This window comes from Cellulomonas xylanilytica (genome assembly GCF_007989805.1).
Lineage (GTDB): Bacteria > Actinomycetota > Actinomycetes > Actinomycetales > Cellulomonadaceae > Cellulomonas > Cellulomonas xylanilytica.
Window position 1 is genome coordinate 112,697 of the sequence record NZ_BJUB01000001.1, and the last position, 19,958, is coordinate 132,654.

The 19,958-nt window shown below is 72.7% G+C and carries 18 protein-coding genes; 12 read left to right on the forward strand and 6 right to left on the reverse strand.

Annotated features, from left to right (window positions below; translation table 11 throughout):
* Positions 1 to 86 precede the first annotated feature (86 nt).
* Positions 87 to 1,190 (forward strand): class I SAM-dependent methyltransferase, encoded by a 1,104-nt coding sequence (locus tag CXY01_RS00460; RefSeq protein ID WP_146925112.1) that lies wholly within the window; start codon positions 87 to 89, stop codon positions 1,188 to 1,190.
* Between the two features lie 41 nt (positions 1,191 to 1,231).
* Here the strand turns inward: CXY01_RS00460 and CXY01_RS00465 are convergent, their stop codons facing one another.
* Positions 1,232 to 1,921 carry a TetR/AcrR family transcriptional regulator gene (locus CXY01_RS00465; RefSeq protein WP_222594456.1) on the reverse strand — a complete coding sequence of 230 codons (690 nt, stop codon included), beginning with the start codon at positions 1,919 to 1,921 and terminating at the stop codon, positions 1,232 to 1,234.
* A gap of 66 nt (positions 1,922 to 1,987) precedes the next feature.
* On the opposite strand from CXY01_RS00465, the gene CXY01_RS00470 reads away from it, so the two are divergent.
* Positions 1,988 to 2,887, forward strand: a complete 900-nt coding sequence (locus tag CXY01_RS00470; protein WP_222594457.1) for an alpha/beta fold hydrolase — start codon at positions 1,988 to 1,990, stop codon at positions 2,885 to 2,887.
* Positions 2,888 to 2,891: 4 nt separating this feature from the next.
* Here the strand turns inward: CXY01_RS00470 and CXY01_RS00475 are convergent, their stop codons facing one another.
* Positions 2,892 to 3,650: a class I SAM-dependent methyltransferase gene (locus tag CXY01_RS00475; protein WP_146925114.1), complete on the reverse strand. Its 759-nt coding sequence runs from the start codon at positions 3,648 to 3,650 to the stop codon at positions 2,892 to 2,894.
* A gap of 30 nt (positions 3,651 to 3,680) precedes the next feature.
* On the opposite strand from CXY01_RS00475, the gene CXY01_RS00480 reads away from it, so the two are divergent.
* Positions 3,681 to 4,124: a hypothetical protein gene (locus CXY01_RS00480; protein ID WP_146925115.1), complete on the forward strand. Its 444-nt coding sequence runs from the start codon at positions 3,681 to 3,683 to the stop codon at positions 4,122 to 4,124.
* A 7-nt stretch (positions 4,125 to 4,131) separates the two neighbouring features.
* Here the strand turns inward: CXY01_RS00480 and CXY01_RS00485 are convergent, their stop codons facing one another.
* Complete coding sequence (locus tag CXY01_RS00485; RefSeq protein WP_146925116.1) at positions 4,132 to 5,055, reverse strand: ANTAR domain-containing protein; 924 nt, start codon at positions 5,053 to 5,055, stop codon at positions 4,132 to 4,134.
* 222 nt (positions 5,056 to 5,277) lie between these two features.
* Here CXY01_RS00485 and CXY01_RS00490 point away from each other — a divergent pair, with 222 nt between their 5' ends.
* On the forward strand, positions 5,278 to 6,951 hold the full coding sequence (locus CXY01_RS00490; RefSeq protein ID WP_146925117.1) for a cation:proton antiporter domain-containing protein: 1,674 nt from the start codon (positions 5,278 to 5,280) through the stop codon (positions 6,949 to 6,951).
* Positions 6,952 to 6,961: 10 nt separating this feature from the next.
* Here the strand turns inward: CXY01_RS00490 and CXY01_RS00495 are convergent, their stop codons facing one another.
* The 3 genes from CXY01_RS00495 to CXY01_RS00505 form a co-directional block, all read right to left on the reverse strand.
* Positions 6,962 to 7,168, reverse strand: coding sequence for a helix-turn-helix domain-containing protein (locus CXY01_RS00495; protein ID WP_146925520.1), 207 nt, complete (start codon positions 7,166 to 7,168; stop codon positions 6,962 to 6,964).
* 213 nt (positions 7,169 to 7,381) lie between these two features.
* Positions 7,382 to 8,998, reverse strand: a complete 1,617-nt coding sequence (locus CXY01_RS00500; protein ID WP_146925118.1) for a non-homologous end-joining DNA ligase LigD — start codon at positions 8,996 to 8,998, stop codon at positions 7,382 to 7,384.
* Positions 8,999 to 9,072: 74 nt separating this feature from the next.
* Positions 9,073 to 9,954 (reverse strand): manganese catalase, encoded by an 882-nt coding sequence (locus CXY01_RS00505; RefSeq protein WP_146925119.1) that lies wholly within the window; start codon positions 9,952 to 9,954, stop codon positions 9,073 to 9,075.
* A 216-nt stretch (positions 9,955 to 10,170) separates the two neighbouring features.
* Between CXY01_RS00505 and CXY01_RS00510 the strand changes: the two genes are divergently transcribed.
* The 8 genes from CXY01_RS00510 (at position 10,171) to CXY01_RS00545 (ending at position 19,887) form a co-directional block, all read left to right on the forward strand.
* A complete protein-coding gene (locus CXY01_RS00510) occupies positions 10,171 to 11,100 on the forward strand; it encodes a phosphotransferase family protein (RefSeq protein ID WP_146925120.1) in 930 nt (309 codons plus the stop codon).
* A gap of 79 nt (positions 11,101 to 11,179) precedes the next feature.
* Positions 11,180 to 12,202 carry a LacI family DNA-binding transcriptional regulator gene (locus CXY01_RS00515; protein WP_246124877.1) on the forward strand — a complete coding sequence of 341 codons (1,023 nt, stop codon included), beginning with the start codon at positions 11,180 to 11,182 and terminating at the stop codon, positions 12,200 to 12,202.
* Complete coding sequence (locus CXY01_RS00520; RefSeq protein WP_146925121.1) at positions 12,199 to 13,206, forward strand: LacI family DNA-binding transcriptional regulator; 1,008 nt, start codon at positions 12,199 to 12,201, stop codon at positions 13,204 to 13,206. The genes CXY01_RS00515 and CXY01_RS00520 overlap by 4 nt, the downstream gene beginning before the upstream one ends.
* Positions 13,207 to 13,476: 270 nt before the next feature.
* Entirely contained in the window at positions 13,477 to 15,117 is a 1,641-nt protein-coding gene (locus CXY01_RS00525) for a type 2 periplasmic-binding domain-containing protein (RefSeq protein WP_146925122.1), read from the forward strand.
* Between the two features lie 92 nt (positions 15,118 to 15,209).
* Positions 15,210 to 16,193, forward strand: coding sequence for an ABC transporter permease (locus CXY01_RS00530; protein WP_246124878.1), 984 nt, complete (start codon positions 15,210 to 15,212; stop codon positions 16,191 to 16,193).
* A 26-nt stretch (positions 16,194 to 16,219) separates the two neighbouring features.
* A complete protein-coding gene (locus CXY01_RS00535; RefSeq protein ID WP_146925123.1) occupies positions 16,220 to 17,131 on the forward strand; it encodes a carbohydrate ABC transporter permease in 912 nt (303 codons plus the stop codon).
* Complete coding sequence (locus CXY01_RS00540; protein ID WP_146925124.1) at positions 17,131 to 17,799, forward strand: YesL family protein; 669 nt, start codon at positions 17,131 to 17,133, stop codon at positions 17,797 to 17,799. The genes CXY01_RS00535 and CXY01_RS00540 overlap by 1 nt, the downstream gene beginning before the upstream one ends.
* Before the next feature lie 48 nt (positions 17,800 to 17,847).
* Positions 17,848 to 19,887: a glycoside hydrolase family 31 protein gene (locus CXY01_RS00545; RefSeq protein WP_246124892.1), complete on the forward strand. Its 2,040-nt coding sequence runs from the start codon at positions 17,848 to 17,850 to the stop codon at positions 19,885 to 19,887.
* Positions 19,888 to 19,958 lie beyond the last annotated feature (71 nt).

A 19,958-nucleotide genomic window follows, 5' to 3' on the forward strand; every position in this document is an offset into this window, starting at 1 on the left:
AGCCCCGTGCCAGCGCCGTGCCAGCGGTGCCCGGGATCGTCGGGACCGAGGCGGCACGGAGCCGTCGGACGACGAGAGGACACCCCATGACGATCGACCTGCAGACCGAGAACGACCACGGCCACGCAGCCACAGAGCTCGACCTGGACCGCGTCGTGGCGTTCGCCGGGCAGATCGCCCAGAACCACGCCATCGCCAGCAACGGCGTCCTGACCTACCTCGGGGACCGGCTGGGCCTCTGGCGGACCCTGGCGTCCGTCGGGCCCGTGACCAGCGCCGAGCTCGCGGAGCACGCCGGGCTCGCGGAGCGGTACGTGCGGGAGTGGGTCTCCGCGCAGGCCGCCGCCGGCTACGTCACGTACGACGCGGCCACCCAGCGGTTCACGCTGCCCGCCGAGCACGCTGCGGTCCTCGCGGACGACGACAGCCCGGCCGCGCTCGTCGGCGCGTTCGAGATCACGGCCGCCGTGTGGGCGTCGGTCGACCGGCTCGCCCACGCCTACACCACCGGGGAGGGGGTCGGGTGGCACGAGCACGACGACCGCCTGTTCAGCGGGGTCGAGCGGTTCTTCCGGCCGCTGTACGCGGGTTCGCTGGTGGACGCGTGGATCCCGGCGGTCGACGGCCTGACCGCCCGGCTGACCGCCGGAGCGCGCGTGCTCGATGTCGGCTGCGGTCTCGGCTCGGCGACCCTGCTGATGGCCGAGGCGTTCCCGGCGTCGACGTTCCTCGGCGTGGACAACCACGGCGAGTCGGTCCGGCGGGCCACGGCCGCGGCGCAACGGGCGGGGGCGGCCGACCGGGTCGCGTTCACCGAGGCTGCCGCGGACGAGTACGACGGGGGGCCGTACGACGTGATCTGCATGTTCGACGCCCTGCACGACATGGGCGACCCGCTCGGTGCGTTGCGGCACGCCCGCGCCGCGCTGTCGGACGACGGGATCCTGCTCGTCGTCGAGCCGGCGGCCGCGGACCGGCTGGAGGACAACCTGCACCCGCTCGGGCTGAGCTGGTACGCGGCGAGCGCCACGATGTGCGTGCCCGGCAGCCTGTCTCAGGCGGGCGGTGCCGGGCTGGGTGCCCAGGCCGGCGCGGCGCGCCTGCTCGAGCTGTTCGCGCTGGAGGGATTCGGCACCGCACGTGTGGCGGCCACGACCCAGTTCAACCTGGTGATCGAGGCGCGTCGCTGAGGTGGTGCGGGGGCGTCGTCCGTGCGTGCACGGGCGACGCCCTAGGTCCCGAGCAGGCCGCGCAGGACGCGCGTCAGCACCCGCTCGACCTGGTCCGCGTCGGGCTCGGCGGGCGGGGTCGCCAGCGCGGCTGCGAGGTGCGGATGGGCGCCTGCTCCCACGAGACCGGCGAGGTGCGCGGCCGCCGCGAGCTGGCGGCGCCGGTCGACCGGGCCCGTGCCGCGCTGCTCGATCTCCGTCCCGGCCAGGAGGCGGACGACCGCGGTGAAGACGCCGACGGCCTCGAGCTTACGGTGACCGTCGAGCTCGAGGTCCTGCATCGCACCGAGGGCGTGCTCGAGGTAGTCGACCGCGCGGGGTCCGAGGTTCCCGGTCGCGGCGGGTGTCGCCAGCAGCCACGGGTGCCTGAGGTAGACGGCGCGGCTCTGCCGGCCGAGGGCGAGCAGGTCGGCGAGCCAGTCCGTGCCGGCGAGGACGGAGTAGTCGATCTCTCCGTTGACCTGGTCCACCATGAGCGCCACGAGCTCGTCGCGGGACTGCACGTACCGGTAGAGCGAGGCCGACCCGCCACCGAGCGCCTCGGCCACGGAGCGCATGGTCACGGCTCCGAGCCCGACGGAGTCGGCCAGCCGCACGCCGACCGCCGCGATGCCGTCCCGGGTGTGCTCCGGGGCCCGGCCCCGGGCGCCGCGGGCGGGACGCAGCCAGATGCTCGTGTGCTCCGTCTCCATGCGTCCCACCCTCTCATCCATGGTCTAGAATAGCGAACACTGATCGCAATTATGGAGGAGCCTCCGATGTCGACCTGGACCCCCACGCAGCGCGCTCGCAACGGCGACGTCGAGATCGCGTACGACCGCCTCGCCGGCTCCGACGGCATGCCGCTGCTGCTCGTCATGGGGCTCGCGACGTCGCGGTTCTGGTGGCCCACCGGGCTCTGCGAGGAGTTCGCCGCGCAGGGCTTCGCGGTGGCCCGCTACGACCAGCGCGACGCGGGGGAGTCCAGCCGGATGCCCGACGTCGCCGGGTCGAACCCGTTCCGCGCGCTGTTCGCCAAGAAGGGAGACGCCTACACGGCCGAGGACATGGTCGACGACGCCGTCGCGGTGCTCGACGAGCTCGGCTGGCCCCAGGCGCACGTCCTCGGCCACTCCATGGGCGGCGTGGTGGCGCAACGCCTCGCCCTGCGGCACCCCGACCGCGTCCTCAGCGTGGTGTCGTCGGCAGCGCTGCCCAGCGACGTGTCGGGCCTGCGGGTCGCCCGCTACCTGCGCGTCGGGCTCCTGGCCAGGCTCGCGCGCAGGACGTTCCCCGACGGGCGCGACGGCGACATCGAGGCCAGCCTCGCAGTGGCCCGCGGGGTCGCCTCGCCTGCGTACCCGTTCGACGAGACCGCCGCGCGGGAGTGGATCGAGCGCGCGGTCGACAGCGGCCCGCGGGACACCCGGGCGCAGAGCCGGCAGATCGGGGCGCAGTGGCACGGTCCCCGGCTGCGGGACCTGCACCGGCCGACCCTGGTGCTGCACGGCGAGGCGGACCCGATCCTGCGGGTCGCCGCGGGCAGGGCGACCGCGAAGGCTGTCAGCGGCGCACGGCTCGTCACGATGCCCGGGGTCGGGCACGACCTGCCCGCCGAGCTCTGGCCGACCGTCGCCCGCGAGGTCGGGGAGCTCGCACGACGAGCGAGCGTGGTCTGAGCCGTCAGGCACGACCTCGGGCGCACCACGCCACGGCCGGGATCTCGAACGGCGCCGCCGGGAGCAGCTCGGCGCACCGCGCCCGCAGCGCCTCGCGCTCGGGGTCCCCGAGCGATGCCACGTAGGCACCTGCCGGTCCGACGCCCAGGGTGAAGGTGGCCCACCACTCGTCGACGGACTCGTAGCGCGCACCGACGGACTCGCTCCAGGACTCGACGTCCCGCAGGCCCGCCGCGCCGAGCAGCTCGGCGAGCTGGCCCTCCCGGGTCCCCGGCCGGGCCGCCTCGCCCGGTGCTGCCGGGTCGAGGTCGTGCGCCGCCCGCCAGAACGCGTCGAGCGGTCCGCCGTTGCCGGCGTGGTCCCACACGTTCGCAGCGACCACGCCGCCGGGGCGGGTCACGCGGGCCATCTCGGCGAGCCCCGCGACCGGGTCGGGCAGGAAGTGGACGACGAGCTGCGCGACCGCCAGGTCGACGGAGTCGTCCGGCAGCGGGAGCGCCTCGGCGACGCCGGTCATGACCCGCAGACCGGGGAACCGCTCGCGTGCGGCGACGACGAACGACTCGGAGGGGTCGACGGCGCTGACGGCATCGACGCCCAGACGCGCGACCAGCTGGGCGGTCAGGGCGCCCGGGCCGCAGCCGACGTCGAGCGCTCGGGTACCCGCGGGGATGTCGAGGGCCGCGGCGAACCGCGCCGCGAGCGGCTCGGAGAACCGGCCCATGAACCGGAAGTACACCGCCGCGGTGACCTCGAACCCCATCCACCGACGGTAGCGCCGTAGTCTCCGGCCATGAGCACCCTTGACGAGGTCGGCGAGCGCGACGGCTGGCGATGCTGGTTGTGCGACGAGCCGGTCGACCCCGACGCGTCCGTCAACGCCGACCGCGGCCCCAGCATCGACGGCGGCGCGGTGCCGAAGGGAAAGAAGCCGGTCCCCGGCTCCGAGCGTCTGGCGCACCGTGCCTGCAACACGAAGAAGGGAGCGGTCAAGCCGGTCGTCGCCTGGTCGCCGGACCTCTTCGTCGTGGACCCGGCCCCGATCGTCGCCAGCGTCGAGCGGCTGACCCGCAAGGGCGGCCGTGAGGTGGTCGGTCGCTGCCCGACGCGTGCGGACGGCGATGCGGCCGCGACCTGGCTCGTGGACCGCCTCTCGCGGTTCGCGCCCGGCCTGCGCGTGGCAGCCGACGTCGAACCGGGCGGGGGTCAGTTCCTGCTGGTGCTGCGCACCGTCTGACGCGGGCTCAGCTGCGGGAGGGGAGGGACGGCCGCAGGGCCGGAGCCGGGGACACGGTCCTCCCCGGACACCCGCCGACGATCGTCAGTGTGAGGCCGTGCGCGACGCTGCGACGCAGTGCCGCGGCGAGCACGTCGGCGACGACCGGTCCCACCCGACCGACCCCGCGCAGGTCGACCGTGACGTGCCCGAGGTCCACCGCCGCGAGCATCGCGCGCGAGATCGCGTCGGCCAGCTCGTCCTTGTTCGACAGGTCGACCGACCCGGCCACGCGCAGGACCGACGCGTCCGCGCTGCGCTCGGTGTGCAGGTCGAGGCGCCGGCGCCGGGCCGTGGGGACCGGAGACGCGGTGGTGCCGCAGAGGGTCTCGTCGAGCAGCTCGCTCGTCGTCGCCTCGATCCCGCCGGCCGCGACCTGCACCACCCTCTCGGCGAGCTCGCGCAGCCGGGTGTTGTGCCGCTGCGAGCTCTGCTTGAGGACGCCGAAGGCCGCGTCCTCGTCGACGCCGTAGGTGAGCATGAGGATGCCCTTGGCCTGGTCGATCGTGGCGTGCGACTCCAGGGCGAGCGCCAGCTCCGAGTTCACGCGCTCGGCCAGCAGCGTGTCTCGTGCCCCCGTGACGTCGACGAGGAACCCGGTCACGTCCCCGCCGCCGCCGGCGATCGCCATGACGACGTGGCGGACCGCACCCGACATGCTGACGAGGCGGTACTCGCACGCGCGAGGGTCCGGGTCGTCCCTGCACCCGTCCAGGGTCCCGGCGACCACGGACCGACCCTCCGGGTGCACGTGGGAGAGCAGGAGCTCGCGGGTGGGGACCACCTCGCCCGGCTGCATGCCGTGGATCAGGAACATGTGGTCGGACCACCACCACCGGTCGCCGTCCGCGCCGGACCGGAAGCGGCCCACGTCCGTGCTGGTCGCCGTCATCGGAACCCCCAAGTGGTGGCACCGTGAGGAGACCGGGAACCGGGGGCTCGTGTCTGAACCACCAGCACGTTCGTCACGACGCCGTGGACGGTACCTCCCAGGCTATGCCTTGTGGGGGTCAGGGTCGCCGTCCCGGGGTGGCGGGTTCGGCGGCTGCACCGCCGAGGCGGGCTGGACCCGGCAAGATAGGGACCTGACCCCCGCGCCGGCGAGAGGACCCTCATGGCTGCAGCGGCCCTGTACCTCGGCGCCGCTCTGCTCGGCGGGCTCGTCGCGGTGCTCCTGCGGCTGCCGCCCCTCGTCGGCTTCCTCGCGGCGGGCTTCGCCCTCGGCGCCGCGGGTGCCCCCGACCTTCCATACCTGGAGCCCATCGCCAGCTTCGGTGTGGTCCTGCTGCTGTTCGCCATCGGGCTCAAGCTCGACGTCCGCACGCTGCTGCGCCGCGAGATCTGGCTGACCACCGTCGTGCACCTCGCGATCAGCGTCGCGATCGGGCTCGGGTTCCTCGGCCTGCTCGCCGTCATCGGGTTCGGCTACGTGGCGGGCGAGTCGTTCGGCGCGCTCGCGCTCGTCGGCTTCGCGCTCTCGTTCTCCTCGACCGTGTTCGTCGTCAAGGTGCTCGACGACCGCTCCGACACCACGGCCCTGTACGGACGGATCGCCGTCGGCGTGCTCGTCATGCAGGACGTCGCGGCGGTCATCTTCCTGTCGCTGTCCAGCGGGGAGCCGCCGAGTCCCTGGGCGCTCCTGCTCGTCCTGCTGGTTCCCGGGCGACGCCTGCTGTACCGGGTCTGGGACCGCGTGGGACACGGCGAGCTGCAGGCGTTGTTCGGCGTCTGCGTGGCCGTGGTGCTCGGGTACGGGCTGTTCGAGCTCGTCGGCATCGCCGGTGACGTCGGTGCCCTCGTCGTCGGCGTGCTCCTCGCGGCGCACCCCCAGGCGGGTGAGCTGTCGCGGTCGCTCATGACCTTCAAGGACCTCATGCTGGTGGCGTTCTTCGTGCAGATCGGCCTGCACGGCACGCCCCACGTGCTCGAGGTCGGCCTCGCGCTCCTCCTGCTGCTGCTCCTGCCCATCCAGGTCGCGGCCTACGCGGTCGTGCTGTGGCTGATGAGGCTGCGCCGCCGCACCTCGTTCCTCGCCGGCCTCGTCCTGTCGAACTACTCCGAGTTCGGGATCATCGTGGTCGCCGTCGGTGCCAGCACCGGCCTCCTCGACGAGCAGTGGGTGGTCGTGGTCTCGCTCGCCGTCGCGTTCAGCTTCGGGCTGTCCGCGATCGTCAACCGCCGCGGCGTCGAGCTGGCCTCTCGGCTGTCCCGCCTGCTGCCCGCACGCGACAGCGACCGGCTCCACCCCGACGACCGGCTGGTGGACATCGGCGACGCGGACGCCCTCGTCCTGGGCCTCGGGCGCGTCGGCTCTGCCACGTACGCACGGCTCCGCGACGAGTACGGGCTGTCCGTCGTCGGCGTCGAGCACGACCAGACCCGTGTCCTCGCGCTCGAGGACGAGGGGTACGAGGTCGTGCGCGCCGACGCCACGGACCTCGAGTTCTGGAACCGCGTGCAGCGGGCCGGCCGGGTCAAGATGGCCGTGCTCGCGATGCCGTTCCACAACGCGAACCTCATCGCGCTCGCACGGCTCCAGGCCGCCGGCTTCACCGGCAAGGTCGCGGCCGTCGCGCGGTACGACGACGACGTCGCCGAGCTCGAGCGGCACGGTGCGGACGCCGTGTTCCACCTGTACGGCTCGGCCGGGTTCGCGCTCGCGGACCACGCGGCCGAGGTGCTGCTGCAGGGCCGGGCCGGTTCAGCGCCGGCACTGCACCCCCCGGCGCGGCCGGGCGACGAGCGGGACGTCCTCGACCCGCTGGAGCGCCGGGCGGAGCCCGCCTAGACCGTGCCGGTCAGAGGCCGTGCGCCCGCGCCCAGGCGACGGCCTCGGCCCGGGTGGACACGCCGATCTTGCGGTACGCGCTGCGCAGCTGGGTCTTGACCGTGTTGCGGGTCACCCACAGCCGCGCGGCGATGTCCTCGAGCGTGATGTCCTCGCCCAGCTCTCCCATGACGACGCGCTCGCGCTGGGTCAGGGCGCTCAGGCCGGTGGCGGGCATGGGGACGGTCTGCTGGCTGGTCACGGTGTGCCTCCTGCGGTGTGACGTCGGTGCTGCTCAGGAGGTCGTCCCGTCGGCGGGGGAGCCTGACGTCGGCCTCACCCTCTCTATCGGCACGCGAACGGGTGAATATGACAGTCGAGGGACCGGTGATTCTGCCGATCTCGGGAGGGTCGTCACCCGATCGGCCGATGTGGGCCCCTGACCTGCTGCTCAGTGCAGCCGGGGGAGTATCTGGTCCGTCGCGAGCACGGCCCGGAAAGGGTCTCCCCGCTCGGCGAGCCGGTCCAGGATCGTCCGGACGGTGAACGCGTCGGGCCGCAGCCACGGCTCGTCGAGCTCCTCCCAGGTGATCGGGGCGGAGACGGGCGCACCGGCCGCCGCGCGCGGGCTGTACGGGGCGACGAGCGTCTTGTTGATCGCGTTCTGCGTGTAGTCGAGCCGCGCCTGGCCGCCGCGCTCGCGGACCTCCCACCGCCAGCTGACGATGTCGGGGACGACCTTCCCGACCGTGCGCGACAGCGTCTCCACCCAGGCCCGTGTCTCGTCGAACGTCGGACCGGTGGCGATGGGGACCCAGACCTGGATGCCCCGGCGCCCGGTGAGCTTGGGCTGCGCCCGGACGCCCAGGTGCGCGAACGCGTCCCGGTGCAGACGGGCGAGGACCAGGACGTCCTCCCACGGCGTCGACGTGCCGGGGTCGATGTCGATCAGCGCGTACGTCGGCAGGTGCGGCTCGGCCGTGCGCGACGTCCAGGCGTGCCACTCGAGCGCGCCGAAGTTGGCCGCCCAGACGAGGGTGGCCGGCTCGTCGACGACGACGTAGGTGGTCGTCTCGCCGGGGTCGGCGTCCGGGTTGTCCCACCGGCCGACCCAGCCGGGGGCGTGCGACGGCAGCTGCTTGTGCCAGAAGCCCTTGCCCTGGGCGCCGTCGGGGTAGCGGTGCATGTTGAGCGCGCGCCCGTGCAGGTAGGGCAGCACCACCGGAGCGATCTGCGCGGCGTACCGCACGAGGTCGCGCTTGGTGACGGGCGCCTCGCCGTCGCGCGCCGGGAACAGGACCTTGTCCAGGTTCGTCAGCCGCAGCCGCCGGCCGAACAGCTCCCACGTCCCGGCCTTCCCCAGGTCGTCCAGCGCCCCGAGCTCGTCGGCGCTGGGCGGCTCGACCGTCGGCGCGCGCAGGTCGATCGACGCCTCGGCCGCCGGGAGGTCGGAGCGCCACAGCCGGTCCGGGTCGGCCTTGACCTCGTCGTTGGTCCGTCCGCTGAGCACCGACCGGGGGTGGTCCTCGGCGTCCCAGCCGGGCACGGCGTGCTCGTCCCGCTTGTGCAGGAGCAGCCACTGCTCCTTGCCGCCCGCCTCGCCGCGGCGCACCAGGACGACGTGGCCGCGCAGCTTGGAGCCGTGCAGCTCGGCGTGCAGCTCGCCCGACGCGACCTCCGCGGCCGGGTCGCCCGTCTTGTACGGCTCCCACGTGCCCTGGTCCCAGACGATGACGTCACCCCCGCCGTACTCCCCGGCGGGGATGACCCCCTCGAACTGCATGTACTCGATCGGGTGGTCCTCGACGTGCACCGCCATCCGGCGCGCGGCCGGGTCGAGGGTGGGCCCGCGCGGGACGGCCCAGCTCACCAGGACGCCGTCGATCTCGAACCGCAGGTCGTAGTGCAGGCGCCGGGCGCGGTGCCGCTGGACGACGAAGCGCCGGCCGCCGTCCTGGTCCGGTGCGGGCCGGCGGTCTCCGGACGGCTCGGGGGTGCGACCGAAGTCGCGCATCGACCGGTAGGTGTCGAGCCCTCCCGATCTCCCGGTGGTCCGCTCCTCGCCCATCCGTCCTCGCTCCCGCCGCGACGTGTGCCCGACGACGACAGCCTGCCGGACCTGTCGTCGTCGGGCACCCGGGCTCACTCCTTGTGCAGCTTGTCCTGCACCGTGCCCGCGATCTTCTCCATGGCGTTGGGCAGGTCCGTCGTGCCGTAGAGGCGGGAGTCCGGCCGGGTGGGGGGCGGCATGGGGACGCCCGCCGGGGGCTCGGCGACGTACGTGAACTCTCCCTTGCCGTCCGGGGTCGGACCCGACGCCCAGGACCCCTCGGCCGCCTTCTCGCCGTCGGAGAAGTTGATGTACTGGTAGGCGACCTCGCGGTCCTCCTTGTCGAGCGGGAAGTTGCTGGGCACGGGCAGCTCCTCGGCGCCTTCGGCCCGCAGCTCGGCGGCAGCGGCGAGCCACTGGTTCTGGTGCATCGTGTCCCGGGCCAGCAGGAAGCCCAGCAGGTCCCGCACGCCGGTGTCGTCGGTCATGTGGTAAAGCCGGGCGACCTGCAGGCGGCCCTGCATCTCGGCGTTGGCGTTCGCCGTGAAGTCGGCCAGCAGGTTCCCGCTGGCCGTGATGTAGGAGCCGGACCACGGGTTGCCCATGCTGTCGACGGGCCGTGCTCCGGCACCGGCGACGATCGCGTGCTGCAGGTCGGTCCCGCCGATCACCGCGGCCACGGTCGGGTCGTCCTGCATCGCACCCTCGGTGACGCCGACGGGTGCCTTCTCCAGCAGCTGGGCGATCATCGTGGCCAGGATCTCGACGTGCCCGAACTCCTCGCTGCCGATCCCGAACAGCAGGTCGCGGTACTTGCCGGGGATGTGAGTGTTCCAGGACTGGAACGCGTACTGCATGGCCACGGTGATCTCGCCGTACTGGCCGCCGAGGACCTCTTGGAGCTTGCGGGCGTACACGGCGTCGGGCTGGTCGGGCTTGGCCTGGTGCTGGAGGGTCTGCCGGTGCAGGAACATGGAGAACTCCCGGAGGGGTCGGCCGCCGGGCCGTGCCGACGGCGGCTGTCTGCCCGGGTCGGCGTCGCGGTGCCTGGGGCCTCCGCAGGTCCTCGACCTGAGCCCCGACACGCTGCTGCATCGGTGGACGTCCCGCGGCGTACCGGGGCCGTCCCCTCGACGGTAGCCCCCGTCCCGGGTGCCGCAACCCGGCCGGGCGGATGGCACCATGACGTGATGCCCGTGGAGCCGGCCGTCCTCGCCGAGGCGATCGCCGCAGCCCGCCGGGCGCTCCCGGGGGTCCGCCCGGACGGGTGGCTGCCGTCCGTCCAGGGTGCGGTCGGGCACGTCGTCGGGCTGGCGGACGCCGATGCCGGACCGCTCGTCCTCAAGGTCTACCCGGCGTCCCACGTCGGCGCGCTCGGCACCGAGGTGCTGGCGCTGGAGCTCGCGGCGAGCGCGCTGACCCTCGAGGTCCCGCGCGTCGTGCTCCGCGGCGACCTCAGCCACCCCGGCGTGGACGGATTCGTCCTCATGACGAGGATCGCGGGCACCCGGTGGGCCGACCTGCGGCCCGTGCTCCGTCCCGAGACCACGACCGCGCTCGCCCACGCGGTCGGCGCCGAGCTGCGTCGGCTGCACGAGGTGCGCGGCACGCGGTACGGGGCGTTGGTGGTCGACGGCTCGTCGACCGCCTCCGCCTGGGACCGGGTCGTGGAGCGCAGCACCATCGCGCTGACCGACTACGTCGCGACGAGCGGGTCCGCCGCCCTCGCGACGCGGGCACGCAGGTTCGTCGAGGACCGTCGTGCCGCCGTCGACTCGTGCGCCGGGCCGGTGCTGTGCCACCACGACGTCATCGACGGGAACCTCCTGCTCGACGGAACACCGACCCTGGTCGGTGTGCTCGACTTCGAGGCGGCCACATGGGACGACCCGCTCAGCGACCTCGCCCAGACGCTGGTCCACGTCCGCTTCCACGCGCCGGGCGACGTGCCCGCCCTGCTGGCGGGGTACGGCATCACGTCCGACGACGAGCGGGCACGGCTGGCCGTGTACGACGTCCTGCACGTCGTCGCGGAACGCGCCTGGATCGCCCACGACCGCCCGCACGGCTGGCGCGGGTCGGTAGCCGCGCTCGACCACCACCTCGCCACCGTGACGTGACGCTGCCCAGGGGTGTCGAGCGCGCCGAGGTGCGCAGCCGCTCCCCGGTGCGGGGCCGCGCCGCCTCTACGCTGTGCCGGTGGCCACCACTGTGCGAGACGTCGCAGCCCTCGCGGGCGTCTCGGTGAAGACGGTCTCCCGCGTGGTGAACGGTGAACCGCACACCCGCCCGGAGATGGTCCAGCGTGTCATGGCCGCCATCGCCGAGCTCGACTGGACCCCGAACCCGAGCGCGCGCTCCCTGCGCTCGCGGCGGACGGGGCTGATCGGCGTGGGGGTCGCGGAGCTGCGGCGCCCGTACCTGGCGACCCTGGTCCAGGCACTGGTCACGGAGGCCGACCGGCGGGGCCTGCCGGTGGCGGTGGAGCCCCACCACGGGGACCCGGACCGGATGCGCTCGCTGCTCGACGCACGCGGCCGACTCTTCGACGGCCTGGTGCACATCGGTCCGCTCGAGCCGGGCGTGGCGACCGACGGTGCACTCACGGACCGGCCGGTCGTCGTGGTCCAGGGCGGGGACGTGTCGGCGGAGGTGGACCAGGTCCGCGAGGACGCCGACGAGGCTGTCGCCCTGATCGCCCGCCACCTCGCGGTGATGGGCCGGCGGCGGCCCGTGCTGCTGGGCGCGGACCGGGCTCGCACGGTCGGGGAGGGGGCAGACGTCCCGTCCGCATCGATGCGCGCCGCACTGGCCCGGGCCGGCCTCGACGTCGGGGACGTCCCGGTGGTGCGGCTGGACGGCGTCGCGGACCGGAGAGCCGGGGCCGATGCCGCGGTCCGCGCGCTGGACGACCACCCCGGGACGGACGTGCTGGTCTGCGCGAGCGACGAGGTCGCCCTGGGCGCGCTCGCGGTGCTGAGCGCCCGCGGGGTGGACGTCCCCGGCCGGGTCGCCGTCATCGGGTACGACAACCTCGACGACGGGCAGTTCACCACGCCGACGCTCACGACGATCGACCCCGGAGCGGGCAGGCTCGCCCGGGTGGCGCTCGAGCTGGTGGCCGACCGGCTGGCGGGACGGGCCGGCGCCCGGCCCGCGGTGGTCACGCTCCCGGTCGACCTCGTGCGCCGGGACTCGACGCTGGGGCAGGACCGGACATGAGGCGGCCCACGCTCGCCGACGTCGGGGCGGTCGCCGGGGTCTCGGCCAAGACGGTGTCCAACGTCATGCTCGGTCGCCGCGAGGTCTCGGAGGCGACGCGCCTCGCCGTGCTGGCCGCGGTCGAGGAGGTCGGGTACGAGGTGAACCTGGCGGGCCGTGGGCTGGTGTCCGGGCAGACCGGCCGCGTCGCGGTCGTCGTGCCGAACGTCTACCAGCCCTACTTCGCGGAGCTGGCCGAACGCGTGATCCTCGCCCTCGAGCCGCACGGGTACACGACCATGCTGCGCATCGCGAACGGCGGCGACGCGGAGCTCGAGGCGGTGCTGGGCGCGACGGTCAGCACGGTCGACGGCGTCATCTACTGCCCCCACCACCTGCCGGACCACGACGAGTCGCTCCAGCCACGGCGGCCGGTGGTCCAGCTCGGGGGAGCGCCGACCTCCCGCTGGGACTGCGTCGTGATGGGCGAGTTCGAGGGCGCGGAGGCCATGACGCGGCACCTGCTCGAGAGCGGGCGCCGGCGCATCGCGCTCGTCTGGAACAGCTCGCCGGGCGTCGTGCCGCACGACGACCGGCTGGAGGGGCACCTGGCAGCGCTGCGCGCGTTCGGCGTCCCGCGCGACGACACGCTGCTCGTCACGGGGTCCGACTGGGACCGGCGGGCGTCCGGCTACGAGGCGATGGTCGGCCTGCTGCGGTCCGGTGCCTCGTTCGACGCGGCGCTCTGCGTGAACGACGCGATCGCGGTGGGCGCGCTCCGGGCGCTGCGTCGCCACGGGCTGCGGGTCCCCGACGACGTCGCCGTGACGGGTTTCGACAACACCGACGAGGGCGAGTTCACGGTCCCGTCGTTGTCGTCGGTCAGCCCTCGGCAGGAGGAGATGGTCGAGCACGCGGTGGCCATGCTGCTCGAGCGCATCGCCGGTGCAGACGTCCCGGCGCGCGAGGTGCGCACCGGGGCTGACCTGGTGCTGAGGTCGTCCTCGGGCCTGCCGACCTCCTGATCCGTCTGCCCTGATCGCGGCCCGCGCGACGCGCTGCCGGCGCATCGGCGCCTGGGACGCGCGCGCGAGCGCCCCGGGCAATCCTCGGAATTCGGTCGCTTGTCCACTATTGACATCGCTGAAGTGACTCGGCACGATCGTCCTCGCCACCGCACGCGGAGCGTTGGCCGCCACCGTCCCGGAGGCGGCGCCGTGGGTGTCGGCCGCACGACGCGACTCTCACGACGACCGTCCCGATGGCTCCGTACGGCATCTCAAGGAGGAGATCTCATGGCTCGTACCATCCGCTCAGCGCGGCCCCGGACCTCTCGGCGGGCGCTGACCTCGACCGTGGCCGTCGCCGCGGCCTCGGCCCTGCTCCTGTCGGCCTGCACCGGAGGTGACGACGCGTCCGACGACGGCGGGTCCGACGCGTCCGGCGGGGGCGAGGAGCTGAACATCCTCGTCGTCAAGCACCCCCTGACCAAGGCGATGTCGGACATGGCCTGGGTCGGCGAGCTCGAGAAGGCGGCCGACGTCTCGATCACCTGGGAAGAGGTGAGCGCCGACTGGGACCAGAAGAAGTCGACGATGCTCGCCGCCGGCGACACCCCCGACCTGATCATCGGCGCGAACGCGATCACGGACTCCGACCTCGCGACGTTCCGGACGCTGTTCGAGGACCTCAGCGACGACATGGACGCCCTGCCGAACGTGCAGGCGATGTTCGACGAGGTCGACGGTGCGGAGGCCATGGCCAGCCAGGCGGACGGCGCGGTCTACGCCCTGCCGAGCTGGAAGGAGTTCTGGCCGCAGGCCATCACGCGCCAGTACATCAACCAGCAGTGGCTCGACACGCTGGGCCTGGAGATGCCGACGAGCTGGGACGAGCTGTTCGACGTGCTCGTCGCGTTCGACGAGCAGGACGCCAACGGCAACGGCGACCCCTCCGACGAGATCCCCTTCGACTGGTCGCCCGTCACCACCACCGGCTACGGCTACTTCCAGCCCACCGCGCTGCTCGGCAGCCTCGGCCTGCCGATCACCGCGGGCGGCGGCACCGGGTACTTCGTCGAGGACGGCGAGGTGGGCAACTTCCTCGCCGACGAGCGCTGGAAGGAGGTCCTGACCTTCCTCAACCGCGCGTACGCGGCGGGCCTGGTGAACCAGAACGTCATCACGCAGGACTACTCGGCGTACCAGTCGGTGGCGCGGGGGTCCGGCGACACGGCCTCCGTCGGGTTCAGCTGGGGCTGGACGGCGTCCGACCGCTTCGGTGCGCAGCTGGCCCCGCAGTACGCGTCGATGGCGCCGGTGCCCGCGGAAGCGGGTCAGGACGCCCCGGTGACCTGGAGCTACGACTTCGAGAACCTCACCGCGAACCACGTCGTGGTCTCCGCCCAGACGAAGGCCAAGGCCGCCGCGCTGCGGCTGGTGAACGCCTTCTACGACCAGGACACCTCGGTCCAGGTGCTGTTCGGCGACCTCGGCACGAACGTCACCAAGGTCGACGACACCACGTACGAGGTGCTGCCGCCGGCCGACGGCCAGAGCGACCCGTCGACGTGGAAGTGGACGTCCACGCTCGCTGACGCGGGACCGCTGTGGATCCGCGAGGACCTCGACGTCACGCTGCCCACCGACCTCGCCGAGGCGGTCGAGCAGAGCGCGCCGCTGGAGGAGGCCGTCGCCAACGTCGACCCCGACACGGACGTCCTGCCGCCGTTCCTGAAGATGTCGACCGAGGACCTGAGCACCATCTCGCTGAACAACTCCACGATCCTCAACCTCACCCAGACCAAGTTCGCGGAGTTCGTCACCAGCGGCGGCATCGACGACGGCTGGGACGAGTACGTCGCCCAGCTGGAGGCGTCCGGGCTGGAGCAGAACATCGAGCTCTACCAGAAGTACTACGACGAGTACTCGGGCTGAGCCCCTGGTGCGGCGGCGGGCGTGACCGTCCGCCGCCGCACCGCACCGCAGAACAGACCCGCGACGGAGCGGGACGGAAGGTGGGTGGTGTCGTGGCGCTGACTCTGGACGAGACCGCGACGAAGGTACCGGGCACGACGCCGGTCGGACCGGCGATGAAGGGCCGTCGCACGCGTGCGCTGTCGCGGCACCTGCGGACGCGCTGGCAGCTGTGGGTCATGGTGGCCCCGGCCGTGATCGTGACGCTCGTGTTCGCGTACTTCCCGATGTACGGCATCCAGCTCGCGTTCCGCGAGTTCGACTTCACCGCCGGCCTCACCGGCGGCGAGTGGGTCGGGATGAAGTACTTCACCCAGTTCTTCTCCAGCCCGCTGTTCTGGGACCTGATGCGCAACACGGTCGCCATCAGCCTGACGACGCTGGTGGTCGGGTTCATCGCCCCGGTGGTGCTGGCGCTCGCGGTCAACCAGGTTGTCGGGGTGCGGCGCCGGCGGTTCACGCAGACCGCGACCTACCTGCCGCACTTCATCTCGATCGTCGTGGTCGTCGGCATGCTGCAGGTGTTCCTGTCGCCGACCTCGGGCGTGATCCCGAACTTCCTGGGCTTCTTCGGCGTCTCCGACACCAACTACCTCGGTGACCCCGGCGCGTTCGTCCCCGTGTACGTGATCTCCGAGGTCTGGCAGCACTGCGGGTGGAACAGCATCATCTACCTCGCGGCGCTCTCCAGCATCGACACCCACCTGTACGAGGCGGCCCGGGTGGACGGCGCCAGCCGCCCCCAGATCATCCGGCACATCGACCTGCCGGCCCTCGTGCCGACCATGGTCGTCCTGTTCATCCTCAACATGGGCGGGGTGCTGAACGCGGGCTTCGAGAAGGTCTTCCTGATGCAGAACCCGCTGAACCTGTCCGCGTCGGAGGTCATCTCCACGTACGCGTACAAGATCGGCATCCTGCAGAGCCAGTTCAGCTACGCCACCGCCATCGGCCTGTTCAACACGGTCATCAACTTCGCCTTCCTGGTGCTCACCAACCAGGTCGCCAAGCGGTTCGCGAACACGAGCCTCTGGTGACGGCGACGACGAGCGGGAGAGCTCCCATGACGACGACGACCCTGCGTCGCGGCAGGACCCCGGGCGACCTGCTGTTCTCGATCGGTCTCGGCACGGTCATCGTGCTGGTGCTGTTCGCGACGCTGTACCCGATCTACTTCGTGCTGATCGCCTCGGTCAGCGACCCGACCCTGGTGGCGACCGGCAAGGTGTGGGTCCTCCCGCAGGGCCTGAGCACCTTCGGCTACGAGCAGATCCTGGCCGACGACCGCATCTGGACCGGCTACCGCAACACGCTGGTCTACACGGTGGTCGGCACGGCGCTGAACCTCGTCGTGACGCTCCCGGCGGCGTACGCGCTCTCGCGGCGGGAGTTCGGGCCGCGCAGGCCGCTGATGTTCTTCTTCGCGTTCACGATGTTCTTCAGCGGCGGGCTCATCCCCACGTACCTGCTGTACCGCGACCTGAACCTGCTCGACAACTGGCTGGTCTTCGTCATCCCGTCGGCGCTCAACGTCTACAACCTCATCATCGCCCGGGCGTTCTTCGAGAACTCCCTGCCGGAGGAGCTGTTCGAGGCGGCGACCCTGGACGGCGTCGGCTACCTGCAGTTCTTCTGGCGCATGGCGATCCCGCTGTCGAAGGCGATCATCGCGGTGATCGGGCTGTACTACCTGGTGCAGCACTGGAACGACTTCTTCACCGGCCTGATCTTCGTGCGCGACTACGACAAGCAGCCGCTGCAGATCGTGCTGCGGGACATCCTGCTGTCCAACCAGGCGTTCGCGGGCGGTGCCGGCGGGGCCGGCGGCTCGGGCGGGGGAGCGTACGCGCAGCAGTTCGCCGACCAGATCAAGTACGGCGTGATCATCGTGTCCACGCTGCCCGTCCTGCTGGTCTACCCGTTCGTGCAGAAGTACTTCGAGAAGGGCGTCATGGTCGGGTCGGTGAAGGGCTGATGCACCGGCTCCTCGGGTGGCACACGAAGGCCGGCGACCTCGGTCTGCGGCTCCTGCAGCTGCACCTGCTGTGGCTCTGGTGGACCCTGCGCGGCGCAGTGGTGCTCGGGGTGTTCCCGGCGACGGCGGCGGTCCTCGCCGTGGTCCGTCGCGACGCGATGCGCGGGGACGACGACCGCGACCGGCTCGCGCTGCGGCAGGAGTTCGGCGCCTTCTGGCGCCAGGAGCTCCGGCCCGCGAACGGGGTCGGCTGGACGGTCACCGCCGTCTGGGCCGTCCTGCTGCTCGACCGCCACCTGCTGGCCGTCGTCGACCTCGGCCTCGCCGGCCCCGTGCTGGCCGGTCTCCTGTGGGTGGTCACGGCCTTCGCGTTCGTGATGACGGCTGCGCTGCCTGCGCTCTCGGCGCACTTCGCCGAGGGACCGGGAGCGCTGCTGCGGCGTGGAGCCGCGCTGGTCGTCGCGCGTCCGCGTCAGGCGCTGCTGAACGCGGCCGTCGTCGGCGTCGTGCTCTGCACCTACTACGTCGTGCCGGGGCTGGTCCCCGTGTTCGGCGTCGCGCTGCCCGCCTCCGTGTCCTTCTGGTACCTGTGGGGGAGCGGCCTGCTCGCGGCCCCGACGACGAGCCCGGCGCCGGCCCGTGCGGCCGCGGTCGCCGCGTCCCGCTGACCCCCACCCTTCGTGCACGCCCGACCGCGGGCGAGAGATGAGATGTCCGTGACCGACCTGTTCACCGTCGACGGGACCACGCTGCGCTGGCGGGGTGACGGCGAGACCCTGGTGGTCGAGCCCTGGGGCCGGGACAGCGTGCGGGTGCGCTCCGCGCTGGGCGACGTGGTCGACGCCGACTGGGCGCTCCTCGTGCCGGACCCGGCGGCGCACGCCGAGGTCACGATCACGGTCGACGGCGCCACCGCGACCCTGGCGAACGGCCGGATCCGCGTCGTCGCCACGGCGTCGAGCGGGCGGGACTGGCAGACCGGTGCCCTGGCCCACGACTGCCGCCTCGCGTTCCACGACGCGGACGGCCGGCTGCTGTTCTCCGAGGTGGCGTCGGGCGGCGCCCTGAAGGTGCGCTCGCGGACGTACCGGCCGCTGCCGGGCGGGGGCGCGCGCGCCGAGCTGGCGCTGTCGGCCCCGGTGGACGAGCACCTCGCGGGCATGGGCCAGTACCAGCAGGACCTGGTGGACCTCAAGGGCGCCACGTTCGAGCTGGCGCACCGCAACTCGCAGGCCAGCGTGCCGTTCGTGCTCTCGAGCGCCGGGTACGGCTTCCTCTGGCACAACCCCGCGATCGGTCGCGCGACCTTCGGCAGCAACCGCACCGAGTGGTCCGCGGAGAGCTGCCGGCAGCTGGACTACTGGGTCACCGCGGGCGCGACCCCGGCGGCGATCACCGCCCGGTACGCCGAGGCCACGGGGCACGCGCCGATGATGCCCGAGCACGGCATGGGGTTCTGGCAGTGCAAGCTGCGGTACACCCACCAGGAGGAGCTGCTCGAGGTGGCCCGCGAGCACACCCGTCGGGGGCTGCCGCTCGACGTGATCGTCGCCGACTTCTTCCACTGGCCGCACATGGGCGACTACCGGTTCGAGGACGAGTTCTGGCCGGACCCCGCCGCGATGGTCGCGGAGCTCGACGCGATGGGCGTCGAGCTCATGGTGTCCGTCTGGCCACAGGTGTCGCTCGAGTCGGAGAACTTCGCGGAGATGTCCCGGCGCAACCTGCTGGTGCGCAGCAACCGCGGGATCGACGTCCAGATGTGGTTCGGGGGCCCCAGCCGCTTCGTCGACGTGACCAACCCCGAGGCGCGCGAGCTCCTCTGGGACCGCTGCCGGGAGGGCTACGCCCAGCACGGGATCCGGCTCTTCTGGCTCGACGAGGCCGAGCCGGAGTACGGCGTGTACGACTACGACGCGTACCGGTACCACGCGGGCCAGGGCGTCGAGGTGGGCAACCTCTACCCGCAGGCGTTCTCGCGCGCGTTCCACGACGGGCTGATCGCCGAGGGCGAGGAGTCCGTGGTGAACCTCGTGCGGTGCGCCTGGGCGGGGTCGCAGCGGTACGGCGCCCTGGTGTGGTCGGGAGACATCCACTCCGACTTCCCGACCCTGCGCCGCCAGATCGTCGCCGGCGTGCACATGGGCGTGGCCGGGATCCCGTGGTTCACCACCGACATCGGCGGCTTCGGGGGCGGGCGGACCGACGACCCGGACTTCCACGAGCTGCTGGTCCGGTGGTTCCAGGTGGGCACGTTCCTGCCGGTCATGCGCCTGCACGGCGACCGCGGCCCGGCGCGCGAGGTCCACGCCACGGATGGCACGCCGCGGCAGCCGACCGGTGCGGGCAACGAGCTGTGGTCCTTCGGCCCGGCCGTCTACGAGGTGCTCGAGCGGTACGTGCACCTGCGCGAGGACCTGCGCGACTACACGCGCGAGCTGATGGCCGCGGCGCACACCGATGGCCAGCCCGTGATGCGCGGCCTGTTCCACGAGTTCCCCGACGACCCGGTCGGCTGGACCGTCGCCGACGAGTACCTCTACGGACCCTCGTTGCTGGTGGCTCCCGTGCTGGAGGCCGGGGCGACCACCCGCCGCGTCTACCTGCCGGACGGTGCGACGTGGACGTCCCTGGTCTCCGGCGAGGTCCACGACGGCGGCCGCTGGGTGGAGGTCGACGCGCCGCTGTCCGTGCTGCCGGTGTTCGCCCGCGACGGTGCTTTGCCGCACCTGGTCGGTCGGCTGCCGGCCGCATGACCACCGCATCCCACCGATCCGTCCCGCTCGTCCCAGGAGGCTCCCGTGAGACGTCAGGCAACCGTCTCGAT

What these genes read in the sequence shown, in the direction of transcription:
- CXY01_RS00460 (WP_146925112.1), top strand. Translation starts at nt 87, where the DNA reads ATGACGATCGACCTGCAGACCGAGAACGACCACGGCCACGCAGCCACA.
- CXY01_RS00465 (WP_222594456.1), bottom strand. Translation starts at nt 1,921, where the DNA reads ATGGAGACGGAGCACACGAGCATCTGGCTGCGTCCCGCCCGCGGCGCC.
- CXY01_RS00470 (WP_222594457.1), top strand. Translation starts at nt 1,988, where the DNA reads ATGTCGACCTGGACCCCCACGCAGCGCGCTCGCAACGGCGACGTCGAG.
- CXY01_RS00475 (WP_146925114.1), bottom strand. Translation starts at nt 3,650, where the DNA reads ATGGGGTTCGAGGTCACCGCGGCGGTGTACTTCCGGTTCATGGGCCGG.
- CXY01_RS00480 (WP_146925115.1), top strand. Translation starts at nt 3,681, where the DNA reads ATGAGCACCCTTGACGAGGTCGGCGAGCGCGACGGCTGGCGATGCTGG.
- CXY01_RS00485 (WP_146925116.1), bottom strand. Translation starts at nt 5,055, where the DNA reads ATGACGGCGACCAGCACGGACGTGGGCCGCTTCCGGTCCGGCGCGGAC.
- CXY01_RS00490 (WP_146925117.1), top strand. Translation starts at nt 5,278, where the DNA reads ATGGCTGCAGCGGCCCTGTACCTCGGCGCCGCTCTGCTCGGCGGGCTC.
- CXY01_RS00495 (WP_146925520.1), bottom strand. Translation starts at nt 7,168, where the DNA reads ATGCCCGCCACCGGCCTGAGCGCCCTGACCCAGCGCGAGCGCGTCGTC.
- CXY01_RS00500 (WP_146925118.1), bottom strand. Translation starts at nt 8,998, where the DNA reads ATGGGCGAGGAGCGGACCACCGGGAGATCGGGAGGGCTCGACACCTAC.
- CXY01_RS00505 (WP_146925119.1), bottom strand. Translation starts at nt 9,954, where the DNA reads ATGTTCCTGCACCGGCAGACCCTCCAGCACCAGGCCAAGCCCGACCAG.
- CXY01_RS00510 (WP_146925120.1), top strand. Translation starts at nt 10,171, where the DNA reads ATGCCCGTGGAGCCGGCCGTCCTCGCCGAGGCGATCGCCGCAGCCCGC.
- CXY01_RS00520 (WP_146925121.1), top strand. Translation starts at nt 12,199, where the DNA reads ATGAGGCGGCCCACGCTCGCCGACGTCGGGGCGGTCGCCGGGGTCTCG.
- CXY01_RS00525 (WP_146925122.1), top strand. Translation starts at nt 13,477, where the DNA reads ATGGCTCGTACCATCCGCTCAGCGCGGCCCCGGACCTCTCGGCGGGCG.
- CXY01_RS00535 (WP_146925123.1), top strand. Translation starts at nt 16,220, where the DNA reads ATGACGACGACGACCCTGCGTCGCGGCAGGACCCCGGGCGACCTGCTG.
- CXY01_RS00540 (WP_146925124.1), top strand. Translation starts at nt 17,131, where the DNA reads ATGCACCGGCTCCTCGGGTGGCACACGAAGGCCGGCGACCTCGGTCTG.